The following is a 20,887-nucleotide window of genomic DNA, read 5'->3' on the forward strand; positions in this document are numbered from 1 at the left end:
TAGATATACTCTTTTTTAATGAAGCGAATCTTTAAGCAACGGACGAAGTCGTTTGAGCCACGTGTGGGCGAAACACTTGAGCGACACGAACAAAGTGAGTTTTAGTTTTTAGCAAAGTCTCTAAGTTTAAGGCTACCACAAGTTACACACACTAACCCAAGTAAAATTAAAGCTATAAGTGATACTAATACACTATCACCTTGTAGGTATTTGATTGTCCAATAAAATGGAGATAGCTTAGCTAAATTATTAATAAAAGGAGTATTAAGAGGGAAAGACGGAATTAATAATGGTAAAATCAAAGCTATATTTAAAAGTGGAAAAATAGTGGATGCAAATCCTATAGTAGCCTCTTGCTTGAATATCCTAGTAAATAACAGAATAAGTCCTGTAGATACAAAACAATTTGCAACAATTATACCTATCATATCAAGATTTACATTAAACTTAGTTGTTAATAATAACACAAAAGTAGATGATAAAGATTGCACAAGGAATAAGGATAGAAATAAACTAAATAATATTTCAAAATCTTTATTCTTAGTTGATAGCATTCTTTTTAATACATTAGATCTTCTTAAAATTAGTAAGTCCTGACAAAATGCAGAGTTAGTTACATAAAGCATATAGCTAGTCATAAATATAAATAAAAATGAGTTCCCTAGTAGTGGGGATTCTTTTTCTATGACTTTAGCAGTTACAACGTTTAAATTGCTTTTATTATTTAGAGAATTACTTATAAAGCTATCTATTTTAGATTTTGCCCAAATACTTCCTCCACCATTTTCAGTTTCAAAAGATTTTACAGTGGGTGAATCTAGATTATCTATATTCTTTGAAAAATCTTTATTTAAAACAAATACAGAAGATACTTCATTATTTTTAAGCAAATCTATAGCTTTATTTTCATCTTTTATATCAAATAAATTATCCTTTAATTCCAAATCATTAATTAACTGTTTTTCATATTTTCCATCTAAATCACATATTAGTGCAATTGGAGCCAGGTAGTGAGGACTATCGGACTCATTAGTAGAAAATGTAAATAAAAGTCCATATATTAATAAAGCGGGCATTAAAATCATAGGTAATATTAAGCTAGGGGATTTTAAATACCTTTTTAAATTTGATAAAGTTAATCTAATTATATTCATTAAAATTCCCTCCAACTGTATTTTTCTTTTAATAGAGATGCTATAAGTAAAGTTATAGACATAGCTAAAATTATAATAATAGGATTTAAAAGATGCTCAAAACTATTATAGATATTAAATTTAGTAAATAAATTTGTAATTAGATATAATGGTGATAACTTAGATAAACTTGCTAAAGCATCTACAAAAGGAGTAATTATTCCACCTAATACAAACACTGCCATCATTAATGTATAGACTATTATTAGACCGTATTTTTTAGAGAAAAATACACCTAAGAAGCTAGATATTGATGCTATAAATATAGAAGTAATTACAGCTAATAATATTAAAGTGAATAAATTTCCAGTAAATGAAATATTAAAACATCTAAAAGATAATAAATATAAAAGTATAAATATTAAAAAATAAAGAATTGATGAAATAAATTCATATATTAATTGAGTACATCTACTAATTGGCATAGACTGGTATCTTTTCTTTATTCCATTGCTCTCAGATAAGTATTCACCATTAGACATAAACATAATAAACATAATACCTAAGAATCCTAAGAAGCTCACAGCAAAATACTCGGTTGAAGTAGTTTTAATTTCACTATCAATTGTAGTACTCTCAATAAAAGATGATGAAGTATTTTTATAGTATAAATTTTGGTGATAGTCATCTAATATATTTTTCATTAAACTAGACAATTGACCTCTAGTTGTTAGTTCTTTAATTTCTATATTGCTAGATTTATTATTTAATATACTTTCTTCATAATTATTAGGAATTACTATTTCTAAATCAACATTCTCATCTTTATTAGTGATTTTAAAAAGGGTATTTAAATCATTTTCTATAAAATTAACTAGTGACTTAGAATAAGTAGAATTATCTTTATCAGTCATAACTATTGGAGTAACCTCAACTATATTAGGGTTTTGAAACTCCATTTTCCCCATCATTCCAAATAGCCAAGAAAGTCCAAGGGGAAGTATTAAAAAAGAAAATAAGTTTAGTAATAAATTACTCTTAAGACCTTTAAAGAAAAATTTAATAGTATAAAAAAATCTCATAATACCACCTCCTAATCTCTAAGACTTTTACCTGTAAGATTTAAAAATACATCTTCAAGGCTTGGATCTTCATATGTTATTTTAGATATCTGCAAGTCACTGTCTTCAATTATTGATAAAGCCTTTGATACTGAAAATTTCTTATCAATAACAAGGGATAGTGTAGAGTTATCTATTTCATTTACAGATAAAACTCCGTCAATACTTTTTAAATCAAATATTAAATTTCCAGTTATGTTATTAAGTTCAATGATTAACTTTGTATTGCTAAAAACTAGTGATTTTAAATATTCTTTATCACCATATGCTATTTCTTTTCCTTCGTCTATAATAAATACTTTAGAACAAAGATGTTCTACTTCTTCCATATAATGAGAAGTGTATATTATAGTTGTATTTTTATTTATTGATAAATCTTTTAAGAATGTAAATATATAATTTCTAGATTGGGGATCAACTCCAACTGTTGGCTCATCAAGTATTAATATTTTAGGACGATGAAGTAGAGCAATGGCTATATTTAATCTTCTTTTCATACCACCAGAAAGTTTTTTTACTTTTTTCTTTTTTAAATCTAAAAGACCACAAATTTTTAAAGATTCATCAATTCTTTCTTTTAATAATTTACCACTAAGACCATATAAAGCACCAAAGTACTCTAAGTTATCGTAAGGTGTTAAAGTTTCGATTATAGCCAGTTCTTGAGGCACTAAACCGATGATTGATTTTATTTTTATAGGATCTTTTTTTAAATCAAGACCGTTAATTTCAACAGATCCATTATTAGCTAACATAAGATTTGTAATTATATTAATTAATGTAGATTTACCAGCTCCATTTGGACCTATAAGACCAAATATTTCGCCTTCATTTATAGAAAAGCTTATGTTATCAAGAACAAGTTTGTCGTTAAATCGTTTTGTTATGTTTTCTACTTTTATAATACTCATAAAAAATACCTCCCAAATGATTTTCTAATATTATAATAGAAAATTATGGGAGGTAAATCTATACCATAAAGTAACTTTAGAAAATGACTTAAGTCACTATTTTGTTTTTAAAAGCAAATATTGCAAGTTGAGTTCTATCACGAAGTTCAAGTTTAGATAGTATATTAGTTATATTATTTTTTATTGTTCCTTCAGATAAGAATAATTCATTTGAAATTTCTTTATTAGTAAGACCACTTGCAACTAGCTTGATAATGGAAATTTCTTTATCTGATAAATTGTACTTGTTTAACACTTCATTACAGTCAATAGTTTTTTCTTTAGATATAACTTTAGGGGCAACATTTTTATCTAGTACAATATTTCCTGAGACGCTAGATCTAATACCTTCGTATAAAACTTCATCAGAGCTATCTTTTAGTAAATATCCTGATGCACCAAAGTTTATAGCATTTTTTATATATTCATCATCATTAAATGTTGTAAGTATAAGTACTGATATAGAAGAGTCATATTCTTTTATAAGACGAGTGCCTAGGACCCCATCACAAACACTCATTCTTATATCCATAAGTACTAAATCTACATGATTATTTCTACAAAATTCTAAAGCCTCATATCCATTAGAAACATCTCCAATTATATCTAAATCATTATAAGAGCTAAGTATTATTTTTAAACCTTTTCTTATTAGTTTTTCATCATCTACTATTAATATTTTTATTTTACTCAATTAATTCACTCCTTGTATTTTTAGGAAAAGATGTGTGAATTATAAAACCATCATTGGAAGTAGTAAATTCAACTTTTCCATTTAATTCATCAACTCTTTCTTTTATACTATTTAGACCATTGCCTTTTTTTATATTTTTACATCCCAGTCCATTATCTTTAATAGAAAGTATTAGATTATTAGGGCTAAAGGTAATAAATATATTAACTTTAGTTGCTTTTCCATGCCTTATAGAGTTTGAAAGTGATTCTTGTATAATTCTATATAAAGCAGTATATTGAACACTTGAAAGATTCCAAGTATTTTTTGATACAGTCATTTTAACATCAATATTAGTCATTTTAATAAAGTTTCTTATTAGCTCTTCGATTTTAAATAAATTTTGGTAGTTTTCATATCCGTCTGGCTTTAAAGATGTTACAGCCTCTCTAACTTCTTTAAAGCTTTCTTTAACAAATTCTCTTAATTCATGAACTAATTCTTTTAAGTCTTTATCTTTAGACACTAAATTTTCAATAGCACCCAATTGAATTATAGTTGTAGATAGAGAATGTCCCACACTATCATGAATTTCTCTTGAAATTCTATTTCTTTCTTTTAATATAGCTAATTCTTCAACAGAGCTTATATAAACTTCTAAATCAGAATTTGCTTTTTTTAAATTATCTTCAGAAATTCTTAGTTTATCATAAATATTTTGTATATTAGTTTTAAAAATATCTTCGCTATATATATACAAACATAATAATGAAATTAAACTTAGTATAAGAGAGTATTCAATTGAAAAATATATTGAGTTATTAAAATTTATAATAAAATAAGAAACTATAATTATAATTAGATATAAATATTTATTCTTTATAATTTTGGAAAAACATATATCAATAATTAGTGGTAAAAAATAAAATGGTGTAAATTTGTATGTATAATTATATAAAGCTAAAATTAGTATAAACTCAAAAAATGATGAAATTATCATAGTTAAGTTTTTATTTTTAAAATTAAAGAATCTAATTTGATTATTTATTATAAAAATTAAACTTAAGAAAAGTAACATATTTGAAATATTATCATAAGTCATAATGTTTATAATTATCATAAATAATGATATATATCTAGTAAAAGTAGCTAAGTTATTTTTATTCATAATCCCTCCTAAATATAGCTTATTCTAATATTAGAATAAGCTATATTTATTAATTACTCAAATGAATTTATATAGATATTAAAAATAAATTTTACAAAAAATTTACAAAATCCATAAATCATTGAAATAGAAAATAGTTAAACTTATAATAATCACAGATAAACAGACAAAATATAGAAATTAGTAAGGAGTAAATTATGTGTGGATTTGTAGGATTTTTAGATAAAATTTTAAATAAAAAAAAGTAATTAGTGATATGTTAGATACTATAATACATAGAGGACCTGATCAAGTGGGAGAGTATATAGATGATAATGTAGCATTAGGATTTAGAAGACTTAGCATTATAGGGCTAGACAATGGGCTACAACCTATATTTAATGAAGATAATAACTTAGTTTTAGTATTTAATGGAGAAATATATAATTATAAAGAATTAAGAATTGAATTAATAAATAGAGGTCATATTTTCACTACAAGCACAGATAGTGAAGTACTTATTCACAGTTATGAAGAGTTTGGTGAAAATATGGTTAAGAAATTAAGAGGTATGTTCTCTTTTGTAATATATAATAAAGATGATAATAGCATATTTGCAGCAAGAGATAATTTTGGAATAAAGCCATTATATTATTATCTAACTGATGATAATGGTTTATTATTTGGATCAGAAATAAAAAGCTTTTTAAAACATCCGAACTTTAAAAAAGAGATTAATAAAGAAGCTTTAAAACCATATTTAACATTTCAATATTCAGTTCTAGAAGAAACTTTTTTCAAAGGTGTGTTTAAGCTTAAGCCTGGTCACTATCTTACATTTAAAAATGGGAAATTGGAAACTAAAGAATATTGGGATATAAATTTTAGACAAGAGATGATATCTCTTGGAAAAAGTGTAGAAAAAATAGAAAAAGTAATTAAAGAATCAGTTGAAGTTCATAAAGATAGTGAAGTGCCAGTTGGAACATTTTTATCAGGTGGAGTAGATTCTAGCTATATAGCTGCCTGTTTATTACCACAGAAATCATTCTCAGTCGGATTTAGACAAGATAAATTCAATGAATCAAATCTCGCAAAGGAGTTATCAGACTCATTAGGTATAGAAAATATTCAAAAGGTAGTAACTGCAGATGAATGCTTTGAAAACATTTCTAAAATACAGTATCATATGGATGAACCTCAATCAAACCCATCATCCCTACCGTTATACTTTTTATCTAAATTAGCAAGAGAACATGTAACTGTTGTCTTATCAGGAGAGGGAGCAGATGAAATTTTTGGTGGATATGGGTGGTATGATGATGATGATAGATTAAAAAAATATAAAAAAATACCTTATAAATTTAGAAATATAGCTGCAAAAGTAGCTAGAAGATTACCAAATTTCAAAGGAAGAACTACTATTATAAGAGGTGGAAGCAAAGTAGAAGATTACTTTATAGGACAAGCATTAATATTTGAAGAAAATGAAGCAGAAAAAATATTAAATCCAGAATATATAAATTCAAAATCAATAAAAGAAATAACTGGACCTATATATGATAAAGTCAAGTATAAAGATGATATAGCTAAAAAGCAGTATTTAGATTTAAAACTTTGGCTGCAAGGAGATATATTATTAAAAGCAGATAAAATGAGTATGGCTCATTCATTAGAATTAAGAGTTCCGTTTTTAGATAAGGAGGTAATGAAAGTAGGAGAATCAATACCGACTAGATATAAAGTTAATGACTTAACTACTAAGGTAGCATTAAGAGAAGCTGCAAAGAAAAATCTTCCAGATGAATGGGCTAAACGTGAAAAGAAAGGATTCCCAGTACCTATAAGATTATGGCTAAAGGAAGAAAAATATTATAACATTGTAAAAGAAGCTTTTTCTAGTGATTATGCATCTGAATTTTTTAAAACACAAGATTTAATTAAATTATTAGATAATCATTATAATGATAAAGTAAATAATGCTAGAAAGATATATACAGTATATGTATTTCTAGTATGGTATAAAAGATTTTTTATAGAAGCAATTTAAATAAATAGAGCTTGCTCTAATATTAGAGTAAGCTCTATTTATTTAACTATTCAAATGGGTTTTTAGGTATATTAAAAATATTTATATTTTCAATTTGAGAAATAGTATTATCAAAGGATGCTTTAACTTTATCCAATGGTAAATTCTCAATAGTAGACAATTCATTTTTATCAGATATTGGTATTATTTCATAAACATCTTTTCCTAAAGTTCTATATTTATTAACCCAAGTAGGTATAAAGTTTACTTTTGATACAAATGTTTTATTTTTATTAAAGTCCTTAGTTATCTCAATATCAGCCATTAATCCATCCTCAGTAAAAGGATTTCCTAAAAGTTCTCTTCTTTGATTTGATATGAAATTTCCTAGGGAATATATAACTAAAGTGTCGTTATTACCATTACTTGATTTAATCATCTGAGCAGGTTGTACAACGTGAGGATGAGAGCCTATAATAATATCTACACCAGCATCAGATAGCTTTTTAGCAAGTTTTCTCTGAAACTCACTAGGGGTCCTTTGGTATTCATTTCCCCAGTGGATTATAACTATTTGAATGTCTGTATCTTTAAGATTGTCTAAGGTATTACTTATAGTATTAAATGCATTATCAACATTGTGCATATCAAATATATTCATTTTATCTTTAGAATTATTTGATATTGTTATTCCATTTAATTTTTTAGTATTGTTTATTATTTCTCCATAGGAAAATGCAGTAATACCTAATTTTATATTATTAACATCTTTAATTAAATAGTTGGCATCACCAACATTTTTAGTAGTACCAACAGTATCAAATCCTTTTTCTTTAGAAACCTCTAACGTTCTTTTTACACCTAAGTCTCCTTTATCAAAAGAGTGGTTATTAATAGTCGATAGTATATCAACACCGGCAAATTTAAGGCCATCAATTAATTCATCTGGTGAATTAAATGTAGGATAAGATGTATAAGAAGTAGAAGGCCCTGCTAATGTAGTTTCTAAGTTGGCTATTGCTAAGTCTGAATTTTCTATGTATTTTTTTACATATTTAAAGTTATTATCAAAAGAATAAGATTTTGTGTCAGGATTAAATTGTGCTTTTAATTGTGGATTATGTGACATTACATCTCCAACTGCACTTAAAGTTATTTTACTAGTATCTTGCTTAGTGGTATTTGAAAAAACTTCCCCTTTAACCTGATTATCTGAAATAAATTTATCTGATTTCACATCTTTAGAAAGATTGGTTATTAAAAAGCCACTAGATAGTAATAATACAAAAAATATAAAAAATAGTTTTTTAAATAAAATTTTTATCTTTCTTTTCTTTATTTGGTTCTTTCTGGATCTAGACATACTAATTCCCCCTCATATAGTAATATTAATCTTAAAATTATAAATTTTCAATCATAAAAAATAAAAGCTGTATATATAGTTATTTCAATGACAATAATCATTAAATAAAGAAAAAAACTTAGGAGAATAATGATGAATAATAAAGAAAAAGGTGATTTTGGAGAAAATGTCGCTTTGAAATATTTAATGTCGAAAGGTGCTAAGGTATTAGAGAAAAACTATAAAATAAAAACAGGTGAAATTGATATAATAACCAAGCTAGATAATAAACTTGTATTTGTAGAGGTAAAAGCAAGGAGTAACTTAAAGTTTGGATATCCATCTGAAGCTGTAAATTATAAAAAAATAAAAAAGATAATTTCCACTGCAAATTATTATATTCTAAGAAATAATTTACACAATGAGCCTATGAGATTTGATGTTATAGAAATATATTTAAATGAAAATAAAATAAATCATATAGTTAATGCATTTTAAGAAACTGTGTTTGTTATGTTAGAGTAGAGAACTTTTAGTGGAGGAATTTGATGCTTAGTATAATTAATTCAAGTAATTTAATAGGAATAGAAGGATTTTTAATAAAAGTAGAGGTTGATATAGTAAATGGAATACCTTGCTTTAGCATAGTAGGTCTTGCAAGTACAGAGATAAAAGAGGCGAGAGACAGGGTTAAGTCAGCAATAATAAATAGTGGATATAGCTTTCCAAACTCTAGAATAGTAGTAAATTTATCACCTGCAGATATGAAAAAACAAGGCTCTTTCCTTGATTTGTCTATATGTATAGGAATACTTAGACAAGCTATAAAAAAGGATGAAAAGTACATAAATGAAAGTCTATTTGTCGGAGAATTATCATTAGATGGAAGCTTAAGAAAAGTTAGAGGGATTTTACCTATAGTTATAAGTGCTAAAGAACAAGGAATAAAAAGGATTTTTATACCATCAGATAATTTAGTGGAAAGTTCATTTATAGATGACATATATATAATACCCGTTAAAAGCTTAAAGGAATGTATATCGTTTTTAAATGGTGAATTAAATATTGATAATAAAGATATTGTTAATTTAAATAAAGATAATGAAAAAAATGATTATGATGAAGATTTTAAAGATGTATGTGGAAACTACTTTGTAAAAAGAGGAGCAGAAATAGCTGCTGCAGGAAACCATAATATATTAATGGTAGGTCCTCCTGGCTCAGGAAAAACAATGATTGCTAAAAGAATAAGAACAATTTTACCAGATATAAAAAAAGATGAAATGATAGAAGTTACTAAGATATATAGTGCATCAGGACTACTTGATGAAAATGAAGGAATAGTTTATAAAAGGCCATTTAGATCTCCTCACCACACATCAACAAGACAGGCTTTAGTAGGTGGCGGTGTTAATGCTAAGCCAGGTGAAGTAGTTTTAGCACATAGAGGAGTGTTATTTTTAGATGAAATGGCCGAATTTGATAGGAAAATTTTAGAAACATTAAGACAACCAATAGAAGATAAGTATATAAATATATCTAGAATAAAATACAATATGAAATATCCTTGCAACCTACTTTTAGTAGGAGCTATGAATCCATGCCCATGTGGGTATTATAAGTCTGAAAATGAATGTACATGTAGAACTTTTGATATAGATAGATATAAAAATAAGATATCAGGTCCATTATTAGATAGATTTGATATTTTTATAGAGGTAAATTCAGTATCTTATGAGGAGTTAAATAATAATACTAATTCTGAAAGTTCAAAAATTATAAAAGAAAGAGTGCAAAAAGCAAGAGAAATCCAAAATATGAGATTTAAAAATCAAGGTATAAAAACTAACGATGAAATAAAATCATCTGAAATTTTAACTTATTGTAAATTAAATGATGAAGCTTTATCTACTACTAAATTAATATTAAATAAATATAAATTAAGTAATAGGAGTTACACAAAACTTATAAAAGTAGCAAGAACTATAGCTGATTTAGAAGGTAGTAATTTTATAAATAATAATCATATAATGGAGGCTTTTTCTTTTAGAAAAGCATATTATACGTATTTTAAATAGGAGATAAATATGGAAAAAAGAGATATATATCTGTGGTTAAAGTCAATAAAAGGAGTAACTAATAATACTATAGAATTAATAGAAAATAACTTTTTAGATATTGAGAATTTAATAAATGCATCAGATAAGGAAATATATGATTTAAAAAATATAAATACAAATATTAAAGAAAATATAGTAAAATATAAAAGTCTTGCATACTTAGACAAAGTTAAGGAAAATTTATACAACAAATCTATAGAATATGTTTGTACTGAGGATGAAAATTATCCTACTAATTTAAAATACATATATGATGCACCGAAAGTATTATTTTATAAAGGTGATATAAATATAGCTAATAAAATGAGTTTAGCTATGGTTGGAAGTCGAAAACCGACAGATTACGGTATTCATTGTGCAAAAAATATTAGTAAAAAATTATCAGATGCAGGAATAAATATAATAAGCGGTTTAGCTGTTGGAATAGATTCATACTGTCATCTAGGAGCAATAGAAGGAAGCTCAAAAACTATATCAGTTTTTGCATCTTCTGTTGATAATCCATTACCAAAATCTAATATAAAATTAGTAAATAAAATATTAGATGATGGAGGTCTAATATTGTCTGAATATAACATAGATGAAAATGTTTACAGAAGTAATTTTGCAAATAGAAATAGAATTATGAGTGGTCTAAGCAGTGGTGTTATAGTGGTTGAAGCCGCTGAAAAAAGTGGATCTTTAATTACAGTTGAATTTGCATTAGAAGAAGGTAAAAATGTATTTGCAGTTCCCGGAAATATAAATTCTCATATGAGTAAAGGTTGCCATAAAATTATAAAAGAAGGTGCAAAGTTAATAGATGGTATAGAAGATATTTTAAATGAATATGAAATAACTAGTATAAATTTTAAAGAAAATTGGAAAAATTATGATAATATAAAATTAAGCAAAGAAAGTATTAAAGTAATAGAGACCTTAAAATATAAAGGTGTCTTGCATATAGATGAAATTTGTGATAATACTAGAATGGAAATAAAATCTGTAAATACAATTTTAAGTGAACTAGTATTAAATGATGTATTAATAGAAATGAATAATAAAAAATACAGTTTAAATGTATAAATAACATAGATAGTGGGGGTGTGTGGTTTTATGGCCAAAACATTAGTCATCGTAGAATCGCCTGCAAAAGCTAAAACCATAGAAAAGTTTTTAGGAAAAGGTCATTATACCGTAAAAGCTTCGGTTGGTCATGTAAGGGATTTACCAAAAAGTAAATTAGGCGTGGATATAGAAAATAATTTTGATCCACAGTATATAAACATAAGAGGTAAGGGCGACGTAATAAAAGAATTAAAAAAAGAAGCAAAAAAATCTAAAAAAGTATATCTAGCAACCGATCCAGATAGAGAAGGTGAAGCTATATCATGGCATTTAGCTCATATACTAGATTTAGATGAAAAAGATGAATGTAGAATAGAGTTTAACGAAATAACTAAAGATGCTATAAAGAAAGCTATAAAAAGTCCGAGAAATATAGATATAAGCCTAGTTGATGCACAGCAAGCTAGAAGGGTTTTAGATAGATTACTAGGATATCAAATAAGTCCAATACTTTGGCTAAAGGTAAGAAAAGGGCTTAGTGCAGGTAGAGTTCAGTCAGTAACAACAAAATTAATTTGTGATAGAGAAAAAGAAATAAAAGCATTTATACCAGTTGAATATTGGACTATAGATTTAGATGCAAAAACTTCAAATGGTGAAGATATAAGCTTAAAATTCTATGGAAAAGATAATAAAAAAATTGAAATAGAAAATGAAGAAATGGTAAATGAAATTTTAGCTGATATTAAAGACAAGAATTTAGATGTAGTATCTATAGAATCTAAATCAAGAAAAAAAGCAGCACCAAAGCCATTTACAACAAGTATGCTTCAACAAGAGGCTGCAAATAAATTATCTTTTACAACTAAAAAGACTATGAGCATAGCACAAGAATTATACGAAGGTATAGATATAGAGAAAGAAACTATAGGTCTTATATCTTATATAAGAACTGATTCAAAGAGAATCTCTGATGAAGCGAAAGAAAAATCAAAAGCTTATATACTAGATGAAATAGGAGAAAATTATTACAAAAATACTGCTGAGAAAAAAGAGAAGAAAGAAACTAAAAAAGTACAAGATGCCCATGAGGCGATAAGGCCAACTTATGTTGATAAAACTCCAGATAGTATAAAAAGTTATTTAAGTAAAGATCAATATAAACTATATAACTTAATTTGGAGAAGGTTTGTAGCAAGTCAAATGGAAGACTCTGTATTTGATATACTAAACCTAGAATGTCAAATAGGAAACTATATATTTAAAGCAACTGGATCTAAAATGAAATTTGATGGATACACTAAAATCTATAATTTTACAGATAGAGAGGATAAGATATTACCAGATGTTAAAGAAGGTGATATGCTTAGCTTAGAAAATACAATCCCACTTCAACACTTTACTAATCCTCCGGCAAGATTTACAGAAGCTAGTTTAGTAAAGACACTTGAAGAATTAGGAATAGGAAGACCAAGTACTTATGCACCAACAATAACTACAATACTTAATAGAGAGTATGTTGAGAAACAAGGAACAAGCCTTTGTCCTACAGAATTAGGGATAATAGTAACTGATATATTAGAAAATAACTTCCAAAAATTTATAGATGTTGATTTTACAGCACAAATGGAAAATCAACTAGATGAAATAGAAGAAGGCCATATTGAATGGAAAAAAGTTGTATCAGATGCATATGAACCACTTAGAGAAGCTATAGAAATAGCAATAGAAAGCATAGAAAAGATAAATATGGATGAAGAAACAGATGAAATATGTGAAAACTGTGGAGAAAACATGGTTATCAAATATGGTAGATTTGGAAAATTCATGGCATGTAAAAACTATCCAGAATGCAAAACTACAAAACCTCTTGTAAATAAAGTAGGAGTAAAATGTCCAAAATGTCATGAAGGAGATATAATTCTTAGAAAGTCTAAAAAAGGTAAGGCTTTTTATGGATGTTCCAATTACCCAGAGTGCGATTTTATAGCATGGAATAAGCCTACAGGGGAAGTTTGTGATAAATGTGGAGCTTATATGATAGAGAAAGTAAGTAAGTCTGAAACTAAAATAATTTGTTCTGATAAGGACTGTAATAAAGGTACTATCAAGGAAAATAAAGAGGTATCAGATGAAAATATAGAAAAATAGACAAATACTAGTAATCATATTGAAAAAGACAGAAATTTGTGATAACATTTCAAGTGCATGATTTAGAAATAATTGAAATTTTTGTTAAACAAATTAGAAATACTTAAATAATAAAATAGGTTTTAAGATGCCTGACTTTTATGAGGAGATGAATATAAATGGCAAGTGAAATGTTAAAAAAAACAAGAAAAATAAATCAAACACTACAATCAAGTAGTGGAAGCAATGTCTCTTTTAATTTATTAGCCGGAGCATTAGGAGAAGTATTAAATGCAAACGCATACGTATTAAGTAGTAAAGGGAAGGTTTTAGGATTATACCTTAACGATGCTAACGATAGCTCAGTTATAGAAGATGAAATTACTAAACAAAAAAAATTCCCAGAGGAATATACTAAAAATTTATTAAAAATTAATGAAACATTAGAAAATATAACTGGTGCAGATCTATTAGGAATGTTCCCAGAAGAACATACTAGATTAGATAAAAATAATACTATAGTACCTATATTAGGTAGTGGACAAAGACTTGGAACATTAGTTCTTTCAAGATATGGTGAAAGATTTACAGATGATGATTTAGTTATAGCTGAATATAGTGCAACAGTAGTTGGACTTGAAATATTACGAGCCATAGGTGAAGAGTTAGAGGAAGAAATGAGAAAGAAAGCTGTAGTTCAAATGGCTATAGGTACATTATCTTACTCCGAACTTGAAGCTGTGGAGCATATATTTGAAGAACTAGACGGAAAAGAAGGCTTACTTGTTGCAAGTAAAATAGCAGATAGAGTTGGTATAACTAGATCTGTTATAGTTAATGCCCTTAGAAAATTTGAAAGTGCAGGGGTTATAGAATCAAGATCTTTAGGTATGAAAGGTACACATATAAAAGTACTTAATGATAAGCTTATTGAAGAACTTAAAAAACTAAAAAATAATCACTAAATATAAAAAGGTATCTATTTTTAAGTAGATGCCTTTTATTTAATTATAGATAGATTTTATGAAAGGGTGAGATTATGCAACCTTTAGCAGATAAATTAAGACCACATCAAATAGAAGACATGGTAGGTCAAAGTCATATAATAGGTAAAGGTAAAGTTATTAATAAACTTATAGAAAATAATACTATTCCTAATATGATTCTATATGGACCTCCAGGAACAGGTAAAACAACATTGGCAAATATTATAGCTAATGTTACAGGAAAAAAATATATAAAATTAAATGCAGTAAATTGTGGTGTAAAAGAAATAAAAGAAGCAATAGATGCAAGTAAAAGAGATTTATTTTCTTATAATGGTATAATTTTAATGTTAGATGAGATTCAGGCGTTAAATAGAAAACAGCAACAATCATTACTTGAAGTAATTGAAGAGGGATCTGTAACTTTAATAGCAAGCACTGCTGACAACCCATACTTTGTAGTGTATAAAGCCATTTTAAGTAGAAGTACTATATTTGAATTTAAAACTATAGAAAAAAGATATATAATAAAAGGGCTTAAAAATGCCGTAGATAAGATTAAAGTTATATATGAAGATAAAGATATTAATGTTGAAGAAAAAGCGTTAGAATACATAGCAGAGTCCTGTAATGGTGATATGAGAAGTGCATTAAATAAATTAGAATTAGTTTTTAATTTAGGAATAGATATACCTTCTAATTCTGTAAATATAACTGCCCAAAATGTTATAGAATCTTCAAGTGTAAAAATGCTAAGTTACGATAAAGGTGGAGATGATGGATACTCTATATTATCTGCATTTCATAAGTCTCTGAGAGGGTCTGATATAGATGCATCAATTCATTACTTAGCTAGACTTGTAAAAGCAGGAGATATACAAAATATTACTAGAAGACTACTTTGTGTTGCAAGTGAAGATGTAGGACTTGCTGTTCCACAAGCTATAACTATAACAGAAGCATGTGTTTCAGCAGCTCTTCAATTAGGTTTTCCAGAGGCTAGAATACCATTAGCACAAGCTACAATATATTTAGCACAATGTCCTAAATCAAATTCAGCTGTTATGGCTATAGAAAATGCATTATCAGATTTAGATAATATAGAAGTAGGAGATATTCCACCTCATCTAAAAGATGCACATTATGCTGGAGCTAAAGATTTGGGTAGAGGAGTAGACTATAAGTATCCACATAATTATCCTAATCATTATATAAAGCAACAATACTTACCTGATGCAATAAAAGATAAAAAATATTATATCCCAGGAGAGAATAAAAATGAAAAGTCTTTTGAACAATATTGGGACAGTGTAAAAAATAGAGATTAACTATAAATAAAATATGCAATTATGAAATAAACATGGAAGTTGAAAAGTTCAAATTAAAACTTTGATAAATTGTATTGTGTAAAAGGTGCTATCTTTTAAATATAAAGAAAGCACCCTTTTAATATAAATTTTTATGATAATAGTAACTCATAAATTAACAGAAGGTATATTAAGTAAGTATGATGAAATAGTAGTTATGGAAATAAATAAAATTGTTGATATAGTAACTTTTTAAGAGTAAATAAGTAAAGAAGGTGAATTTTAAGATTTACATACAGTAGAATTAAAAAATAAAGAAGTAGTTTAATATAAATAATAAAACTTTGTAGAGGTAGATTTTAATTTATCTCTATTTTTTACATATAAAATGACTATAATTTTAAGCATTATTAATTGTAGTATATTACATATTATAAAATTAATTTTTATGCAACATTAAAAAATAAAGGAGATAATTAAAAAATGAATCATATAATAAAATATCTACTATAAAATATATAGTATAAATTTTATTTATGAATAGATATACTTAGCAACTGTTCATATCAGGGGGAATGGTTATGATTGTAAAGCTTGATAATACTTATAATGATAAATTGATGAAGTATTTAAAAAAAGAGCCCGAATTTAATCTATTTATAATAGGGGACATAGATAGATATGGTTATAATAATTATTTTTTTAATATCTGGGGCGATATAAATATAGATGGAGAGCTAGAAGGGATTTTAGCAAAGTACTTTGATTTTATTATAGTTTATTCTTACTCTAAATTTAATATAGATAAATTTATGAACTTAATTAATAGATTAGATTACTGCGAAATAAGTGGAAAATCAGAAATAATAAGTCAACTATCAAATAGGATTGACTTAAGGAAAATAAGAACTGTCAATCTAAGTAAGTTAGACAAAGAGATACCATATATACATAGATCATCAAGGATAAAAGTTAAAAAAGTAAGATTTGGCAACCTAAAAAGAATAGTAAGATTATACGAATTAATTGATGAATTTGAAAATACAAATATAGATTGTATAAAAAATGGATTAAAAACTGGAAGAGGATATTGTATAGAAGTTAATAAGCAGGCAGTAGCTATGGCGAAGAGTACTTCAGAAAATAAAACTCATGCAATGATAGTTGGGGTAGGAACACATCCAAATTATAGAAATAAAGGGCTTGCAACTAGATGTATAGTAAGAATCTGTAATGAATTATTAAGTGAAGGAAAGATACCATGTCTTTTTTATGATAATGAAGAAGCAGGAAAAATATATAAAAAGCTAGGGTTTGAAAATATTGGTTTTTGGAGCATAGGATATAGGTAATTTAAATTTGAAAAGATTGTTAAAAATTTAATGTTAATATAAAATATATTATTGTATAATGGATTTATTGAAGAAAACATTTTCGTTAATCAAGGGAAGCTTAGGAGGAGAGTATGTATAATATAGGGATAGACGTTGGAGGAATGAGCATAAAATCTGGAATTGTTAATAATGGAGAAATTATTAGCAAACTTAGCAAAGAAACAGATAGACAAGGTGGATTAGATAAACTAGCTGATGATATAATCGAATTAGTAACTAATATTTTAAATAAGAGTGATATCGATATTAATAAAATAAATACAATAGGTATAGGATTTCCTGGAATTGTTGCCAAAAATGGAGGGGTAACATGTGTTAATCTAGGGTTAAAAAATGCATTAGTTGTACCTAAAATAAAAGAAAAGTTTTCAAATACTAGAGTAAAGATAGGAAACGATGCGAATGTTGCTGCACTTGCTGAATATGCATATGGAAGTATGAAAGGTTATGAAAGTGGAGTTATGATAACATTAGGAACTGGAATAGGCGGAGGCGTTGTAATAAATGGTAAGCTTATTACAGGGGCTAATGGAATAGGGGCAGAAATCGGGCATATGATGGTATCTAGCAATTATTTTGATTGCAATTGTGGTAATAATGGATGCTTTGAGACATTTTGTTCGGCTACAGCAATAATAAGGTATGCTAGAAAATTAGTAGAAGAAGGAAGAAAAACAATAATAATTGAAAAGGCAGATAATGATGTAAATAATATAACTGCAAAAATGGTATTTGATTCATATAAAGAAAATGATGAAGTAGCAATAGAAGTTGTATCTAGATTTAAAAAATATTTAGCTATGGGGATTGCTAATATTATAAACTTTATAGATCCAGAAGTTATATCAATTGGAGGAGGAGTTTCAAATGCCAGTGATATAATGTTAGAAGGTCTAAGTGAACAAATTAAAAAGCATCTTCCGTTTGATGGTGCTGGAATTGGAGACATTGTTATAGCTAAATTTAAAAATGATGCTGGCATATTAGGGGCATCTGCTCTATAATATTATAAAACTGCCTAGAATAAATTCTAGGCAGTTTTATTTATTAGTTAAAAAATTTTAATTTTTTAGATTAAAAACTAAAATAGCGGGTAAAAATGTAGTATAGCTAAGATAATTTATTTTAAAATTATATGGCTAAATTTTTTAATTTTAAATCCTAGTAAATTAGTTGGAATTTAATCTTGACAAAAATACTATGGTATAATAAAATTGTTTTGTAGATAATTCATACTAAAACAGTATGAATTAGATTTCAAATAAAGGGTGATAAAATATGAAGTTATCGACTAAAGGTAGATATGGACTTAAGGCCATGTTTGAACTTTCGCTTAATCAAGGCGATGGCCCTGTGCCCTTAAAATTTATTGCGAAGAAGCAAAATGTCTCGGATCAATACTTAGAGCAAATATTTTCTAAGCTAAAAAAATCTGGCTTAGTTAAAAGTGTAAGGGGATCTCAAGGTGGATATTTGTTAGGAAAAGAAGCCAAGGATATTACCGTTGGAGACATATTGACAGTACTTGAAGGGCCAATATCTTTATCAGATTGTGTATTAGATGAAGATGTATGTGAAAACTCAGGCATGTGTGTCACGAAGGTAGTTTGGGAAAAGATGAAAAAGGGTATAGATGAAGTTGTAAATTCAATCACTCTTCAGGACATGATAAATGATTACAACAAAAGTAGACTAGAAAATGATATAACTAATTTAATTATAAAATAGATAGGGAGACGAATAAAAATGGAAAAAAGAAGATTATATATGGATTATTCTGCGACAACTCCTGTAAAAAAAGAAGTATTAGATGAAATGATGCCATATTTAACAGATTATTTTGGAAACGCATCTAGTTTTCATACATTCGGAAGAGAAGCAAAAAATGCTTTAGATAAAGCTAGAGGACAAGTGGCTAACTTAGTAAATGCAAAGCCAAATGAAATATATTTCACAGCGGGTGGAACAGAAAGTGATAACTGGGCAATAGAAGGTGTAGCATATGCTAACAAAGCTAAAGGAAATCACATAATAACATCAAAAATAGAACATCATGCTGTACTTCATACATGTGAATATTTAGAAAAATATCATGGATTTGAAATAACTTACTTAGATGTTGACTCTGAAGGTAAAGTAAATCTTAAGCAATTAGAAGAGTCAATAAAAGATACTACAATATTAATAACTATAATGTTTGCAAATAATGAAATAGGAACTATACAACCAATAAAAGAAATTGGTGAAATAGCTAAAGCTCATAAAGTATTATTCCATACTGATGCAGTTCAAGCAGCAGGAAATATTAATATAGATGTTAAAGAATTAAACATAGATTTAATGAGTATGTCTTCACACAAAATATATGGACCAAAAGGTATAGGAGCTTTATATATTAAAGCAGGAACTAAGCTTCATACATTTGTTCATGGTGGAGCGCAAGAAAGAAGAAGAAGAGCAGGAACTGAAAATATACCATCAATAGTTGGGTATGGAAAAGCTTGCGAAATAGCTAAAGCAAATATGGATAACCACATAGCTTCTTTAACAAAATTAAGAACTAAATTAATAGATGGAATATTAAAAAATATACCATATACAACAGTAAATGGTAGCTTAGAAAATAGATTACCTGGAAATGTAAACTTTGGATTTGAGTTTATAGAAGGTGAAGGAATACTTTTAATGCTAGACATGTTAGGTATAGCTGCATCAAGTGGATCAGCTTGTACTTCAGGATCATTAGACCCATCACATGTACTAATGGCTATAGGTCTACCTCATGAAAGAGCTCATGGGTCACTTAGACTTACAGTAGGAGACTTTACAACAGAAGACGATATAGATTATATAATAGAGAATTTACCGCCAGTTATAGAGAGATTAAGAAGTATGTCGCCTCTTTATGATCAAATAAAAAATAAAAACAAATAATAAAAATACTGTAAATTAATAAGTATATAGGAGGATAAAAATATGAACCCATATAGTGATAAAGTTATGGATCATTTCATGAGCCCAAGAAATGTTGGAGAAATAGAAAATGCAAGTGGAATAGGTGAAGTTGGAAACGCTAAATGTGGAGATATAATGAGAATATATCTTGATATAGAAGATGAAATAATTAAAGATGTTAAGTTTAAAACTTTTGGATGTGGATCAGCAATAGCTAGTTCATCAATGGCTACAGAAATGGTAAAAGGAAAAACTATACATGAAGCATTAGATGTAACTAATAAAGCTGTTGCAGAAGCATTAGATGGATTACCACCAGTAAAAATGCACTGTTCAGTTTTAGCAGAACAAGCTATAAAGGCTGCATTAATAGATTACGCTAAAAAGAACAATATACACATACCAGAATTAGATGGTGTAGTAATAGATGATGATCATGATCATCACCATGATATAGAGGAAGAAGAATAAATCCTAAATAAATAATTTAGATTACAATATCCCTTTTAGGTAAAAATACTTAAAAGGGATATTAATTTTAATCAAATTTGAT

The 20,887-nt window shown here is 27.1% G+C and carries 18 protein-coding genes; 12 read left to right on the forward strand and 6 right to left on the reverse strand.

The genetic code is table 11. The features are described from left to right. Positions 1-101 precede the first annotated feature (101 nt). The 5 genes from JWF52_RS03620 to JWF52_RS03640 form a co-directional block, all read right to left on the reverse strand. Positions 102-1,154 (reverse strand): ABC transporter permease, encoded by a 1,053-nt coding sequence (locus tag JWF52_RS03620; protein WP_208331981.1) that lies wholly within the window; start codon positions 1,152-1,154, stop codon positions 102-104. Further along, positions 1,154-2,215, reverse strand: coding sequence for an ABC transporter permease (locus tag JWF52_RS03625; RefSeq protein WP_208331982.1), 1,062 nt, complete (start codon positions 2,213-2,215; stop codon positions 1,154-1,156). Before JWF52_RS03625 ends, JWF52_RS03620 begins: the two co-directional genes overlap by 1 nt. Before the next feature lie 11 nt (positions 2,216-2,226). Next, positions 2,227-3,165 carry an ABC transporter ATP-binding protein gene (locus JWF52_RS03630; RefSeq protein ID WP_208331983.1) on the reverse strand — a complete coding sequence of 313 codons (939 nt, stop codon included), beginning with the start codon at positions 3,163-3,165 and terminating at the stop codon, positions 2,227-2,229. A gap of 88 nt (positions 3,166-3,253) precedes the next feature. Next, positions 3,254-3,898: a response regulator transcription factor gene (locus JWF52_RS03635; RefSeq protein ID WP_208331984.1), complete on the reverse strand. Its 645-nt coding sequence runs from the start codon at positions 3,896-3,898 to the stop codon at positions 3,254-3,256. Continuing rightward, positions 3,891-5,045: a sensor histidine kinase gene (locus tag JWF52_RS03640; RefSeq protein WP_208331985.1), complete on the reverse strand. Its 1,155-nt coding sequence runs from the start codon at positions 5,043-5,045 to the stop codon at positions 3,891-3,893. The genes JWF52_RS03635 and JWF52_RS03640 overlap by 8 nt, the downstream gene beginning before the upstream one ends. Positions 5,046-5,301: 256 nt before the next feature. On the opposite strand from JWF52_RS03640, the gene asnB reads away from it, so the two are divergent. Then, entirely contained in the window at positions 5,302-7,074 is a 1,773-nt protein-coding gene (asnB, locus tag JWF52_RS03645) for an asparagine synthase (glutamine-hydrolyzing) (protein ID WP_208331986.1), read from the forward strand. A 46-nt stretch (positions 7,075-7,120) separates the two neighbouring features. On the opposite strand, the gene JWF52_RS03650 is transcribed toward asnB, so the two are convergent. Further along, complete coding sequence (locus tag JWF52_RS03650) at positions 7,121-8,416, reverse strand: CapA family protein (RefSeq protein WP_208331987.1); 1,296 nt, start codon at positions 8,414-8,416, stop codon at positions 7,121-7,123. Between the two features lie 132 nt (positions 8,417-8,548). Here JWF52_RS03650 and JWF52_RS03655 point away from each other — a divergent pair, with 132 nt between their 5' ends. The 11 genes from JWF52_RS03655 to nifU all read left to right on the forward strand — a co-directional run bounded on the left by JWF52_RS03655 (position 8,549) and on the right by nifU (position 20,805). Continuing rightward, the gene (locus JWF52_RS03655) at positions 8,549-8,893 is read left to right on the forward strand and encodes a YraN family protein (protein ID WP_208331988.1); all 345 of its coding nucleotides are present in this window, start codon (positions 8,549-8,551) and stop codon (positions 8,891-8,893) included. A 50-nt stretch (positions 8,894-8,943) separates the two neighbouring features. After that, positions 8,944-10,473, forward strand: coding sequence for a YifB family Mg chelatase-like AAA ATPase (locus JWF52_RS03660; protein ID WP_208331989.1), 1,530 nt, complete (start codon positions 8,944-8,946; stop codon positions 10,471-10,473). Positions 10,474-10,482: 9 nt separating this feature from the next. Continuing rightward, the gene (dprA, locus tag JWF52_RS03665) at positions 10,483-11,580 is read left to right on the forward strand and encodes a DNA-processing protein DprA (protein ID WP_208331990.1); all 1,098 of its coding nucleotides are present in this window, start codon (positions 10,483-10,485) and stop codon (positions 11,578-11,580) included. Positions 11,581-11,610: 30 nt separating this feature from the next. Then, complete coding sequence (gene topA / locus JWF52_RS03670; protein ID WP_208331991.1) at positions 11,611-13,713, forward strand: type I DNA topoisomerase; 2,103 nt, start codon at positions 11,611-11,613, stop codon at positions 13,711-13,713. 158 nt (positions 13,714-13,871) lie between these two features. After that, positions 13,872-14,657 (forward strand): GTP-sensing pleiotropic transcriptional regulator CodY, encoded by a 786-nt coding sequence (gene codY / locus JWF52_RS03675; RefSeq protein WP_208331992.1) that lies wholly within the window; start codon positions 13,872-13,874, stop codon positions 14,655-14,657. Positions 14,658-14,731: 74 nt separating this feature from the next. After that, positions 14,732-16,006: a replication-associated recombination protein A gene (locus JWF52_RS03680; RefSeq protein WP_208331993.1), complete on the forward strand. Its 1,275-nt coding sequence runs from the start codon at positions 14,732-14,734 to the stop codon at positions 16,004-16,006. Positions 16,007-16,566: 560 nt separating this feature from the next. Continuing rightward, positions 16,567-17,337 carry a GNAT family N-acetyltransferase gene (locus JWF52_RS03685; RefSeq protein WP_208331994.1) on the forward strand — a complete coding sequence of 257 codons (771 nt, stop codon included), beginning with the start codon at positions 16,567-16,569 and terminating at the stop codon, positions 17,335-17,337. A 113-nt stretch (positions 17,338-17,450) separates the two neighbouring features. Continuing rightward, positions 17,451-18,383: an ROK family protein gene (locus JWF52_RS03690; RefSeq protein ID WP_208331995.1), complete on the forward strand. Its 933-nt coding sequence runs from the start codon at positions 17,451-17,453 to the stop codon at positions 18,381-18,383. 274 nt (positions 18,384-18,657) lie between these two features. Continuing rightward, on the forward strand, positions 18,658-19,107 hold the full coding sequence (locus JWF52_RS03695; RefSeq protein ID WP_208331996.1) for an RrF2 family transcriptional regulator: 450 nt from the start codon (positions 18,658-18,660) through the stop codon (positions 19,105-19,107). Positions 19,108-19,125: 18 nt separating this feature from the next. Continuing rightward, positions 19,126-20,313 carry a cysteine desulfurase NifS gene (nifS, locus tag JWF52_RS03700; protein ID WP_208331997.1) on the forward strand — a complete coding sequence of 396 codons (1,188 nt, stop codon included), beginning with the start codon at positions 19,126-19,128 and terminating at the stop codon, positions 20,311-20,313. A gap of 42 nt (positions 20,314-20,355) precedes the next feature. Then, positions 20,356-20,805, forward strand: coding sequence for a Fe-S cluster assembly scaffold protein NifU (gene nifU / locus JWF52_RS03705; RefSeq protein ID WP_208331998.1), 450 nt, complete (start codon positions 20,356-20,358; stop codon positions 20,803-20,805). The last annotated feature ends 82 nt before the right edge of the window (positions 20,806-20,887 follow it).

Source organism: Clostridium sp. CCUG 7971 (assembly GCF_017590215.1).
In the GTDB taxonomy this organism is placed as follows: domain Bacteria; phylum Bacillota; class Clostridia; order Peptostreptococcales; family Peptostreptococcaceae; genus Faecalimicrobium.

Coding starts and splice junctions, on each gene's coding strand:
- JWF52_RS03620 (WP_208331981.1), bottom strand. CDS start 1,154: ATGAATATAATTAGATTAACTTTATCAAATTTAAAAAGGTATTTAAAA.
- JWF52_RS03625 (WP_208331982.1), bottom strand. CDS start 2,215: ATGAGATTTTTTTATACTATTAAATTTTTCTTTAAAGGTCTTAAGAGT.
- JWF52_RS03630 (WP_208331983.1), bottom strand. CDS start 3,165: ATGAGTATTATAAAAGTAGAAAACATAACAAAACGATTTAACGACAAA.
- JWF52_RS03640 (WP_208331985.1), bottom strand. CDS start 5,045: ATGAATAAAAATAACTTAGCTACTTTTACTAGATATATATCATTATTT.
- asnB (WP_208331986.1), top strand. CDS start 5,302: ATGTTAGATACTATAATACATAGAGGACCTGATCAAGTGGGAGAGTAT.
- JWF52_RS03650 (WP_208331987.1), bottom strand. CDS start 8,416: ATGTCTAGATCCAGAAAGAACCAAATAAAGAAAAGAAAGATAAAAATT.
- JWF52_RS03655 (WP_208331988.1), top strand. CDS start 8,549: ATGAATAATAAAGAAAAAGGTGATTTTGGAGAAAATGTCGCTTTGAAA.
- JWF52_RS03660 (WP_208331989.1), top strand. CDS start 8,944: ATGCTTAGTATAATTAATTCAAGTAATTTAATAGGAATAGAAGGATTT.
- dprA (WP_208331990.1), top strand. CDS start 10,483: ATGGAAAAAAGAGATATATATCTGTGGTTAAAGTCAATAAAAGGAGTA.
- topA (WP_208331991.1), top strand. CDS start 11,611: ATGGCCAAAACATTAGTCATCGTAGAATCGCCTGCAAAAGCTAAAACC.
- codY (WP_208331992.1), top strand. CDS start 13,872: ATGGCAAGTGAAATGTTAAAAAAAACAAGAAAAATAAATCAAACACTA.
- JWF52_RS03680 (WP_208331993.1), top strand. CDS start 14,732: ATGCAACCTTTAGCAGATAAATTAAGACCACATCAAATAGAAGACATG.
- JWF52_RS03685 (WP_208331994.1), top strand. CDS start 16,567: ATGATTGTAAAGCTTGATAATACTTATAATGATAAATTGATGAAGTAT.
- JWF52_RS03690 (WP_208331995.1), top strand. CDS start 17,451: ATGTATAATATAGGGATAGACGTTGGAGGAATGAGCATAAAATCTGGA.
- JWF52_RS03695 (WP_208331996.1), top strand. CDS start 18,658: ATGAAGTTATCGACTAAAGGTAGATATGGACTTAAGGCCATGTTTGAA.
- nifS (WP_208331997.1), top strand. CDS start 19,126: ATGGAAAAAAGAAGATTATATATGGATTATTCTGCGACAACTCCTGTA.
- nifU (WP_208331998.1), top strand. CDS start 20,356: ATGAACCCATATAGTGATAAAGTTATGGATCATTTCATGAGCCCAAGA.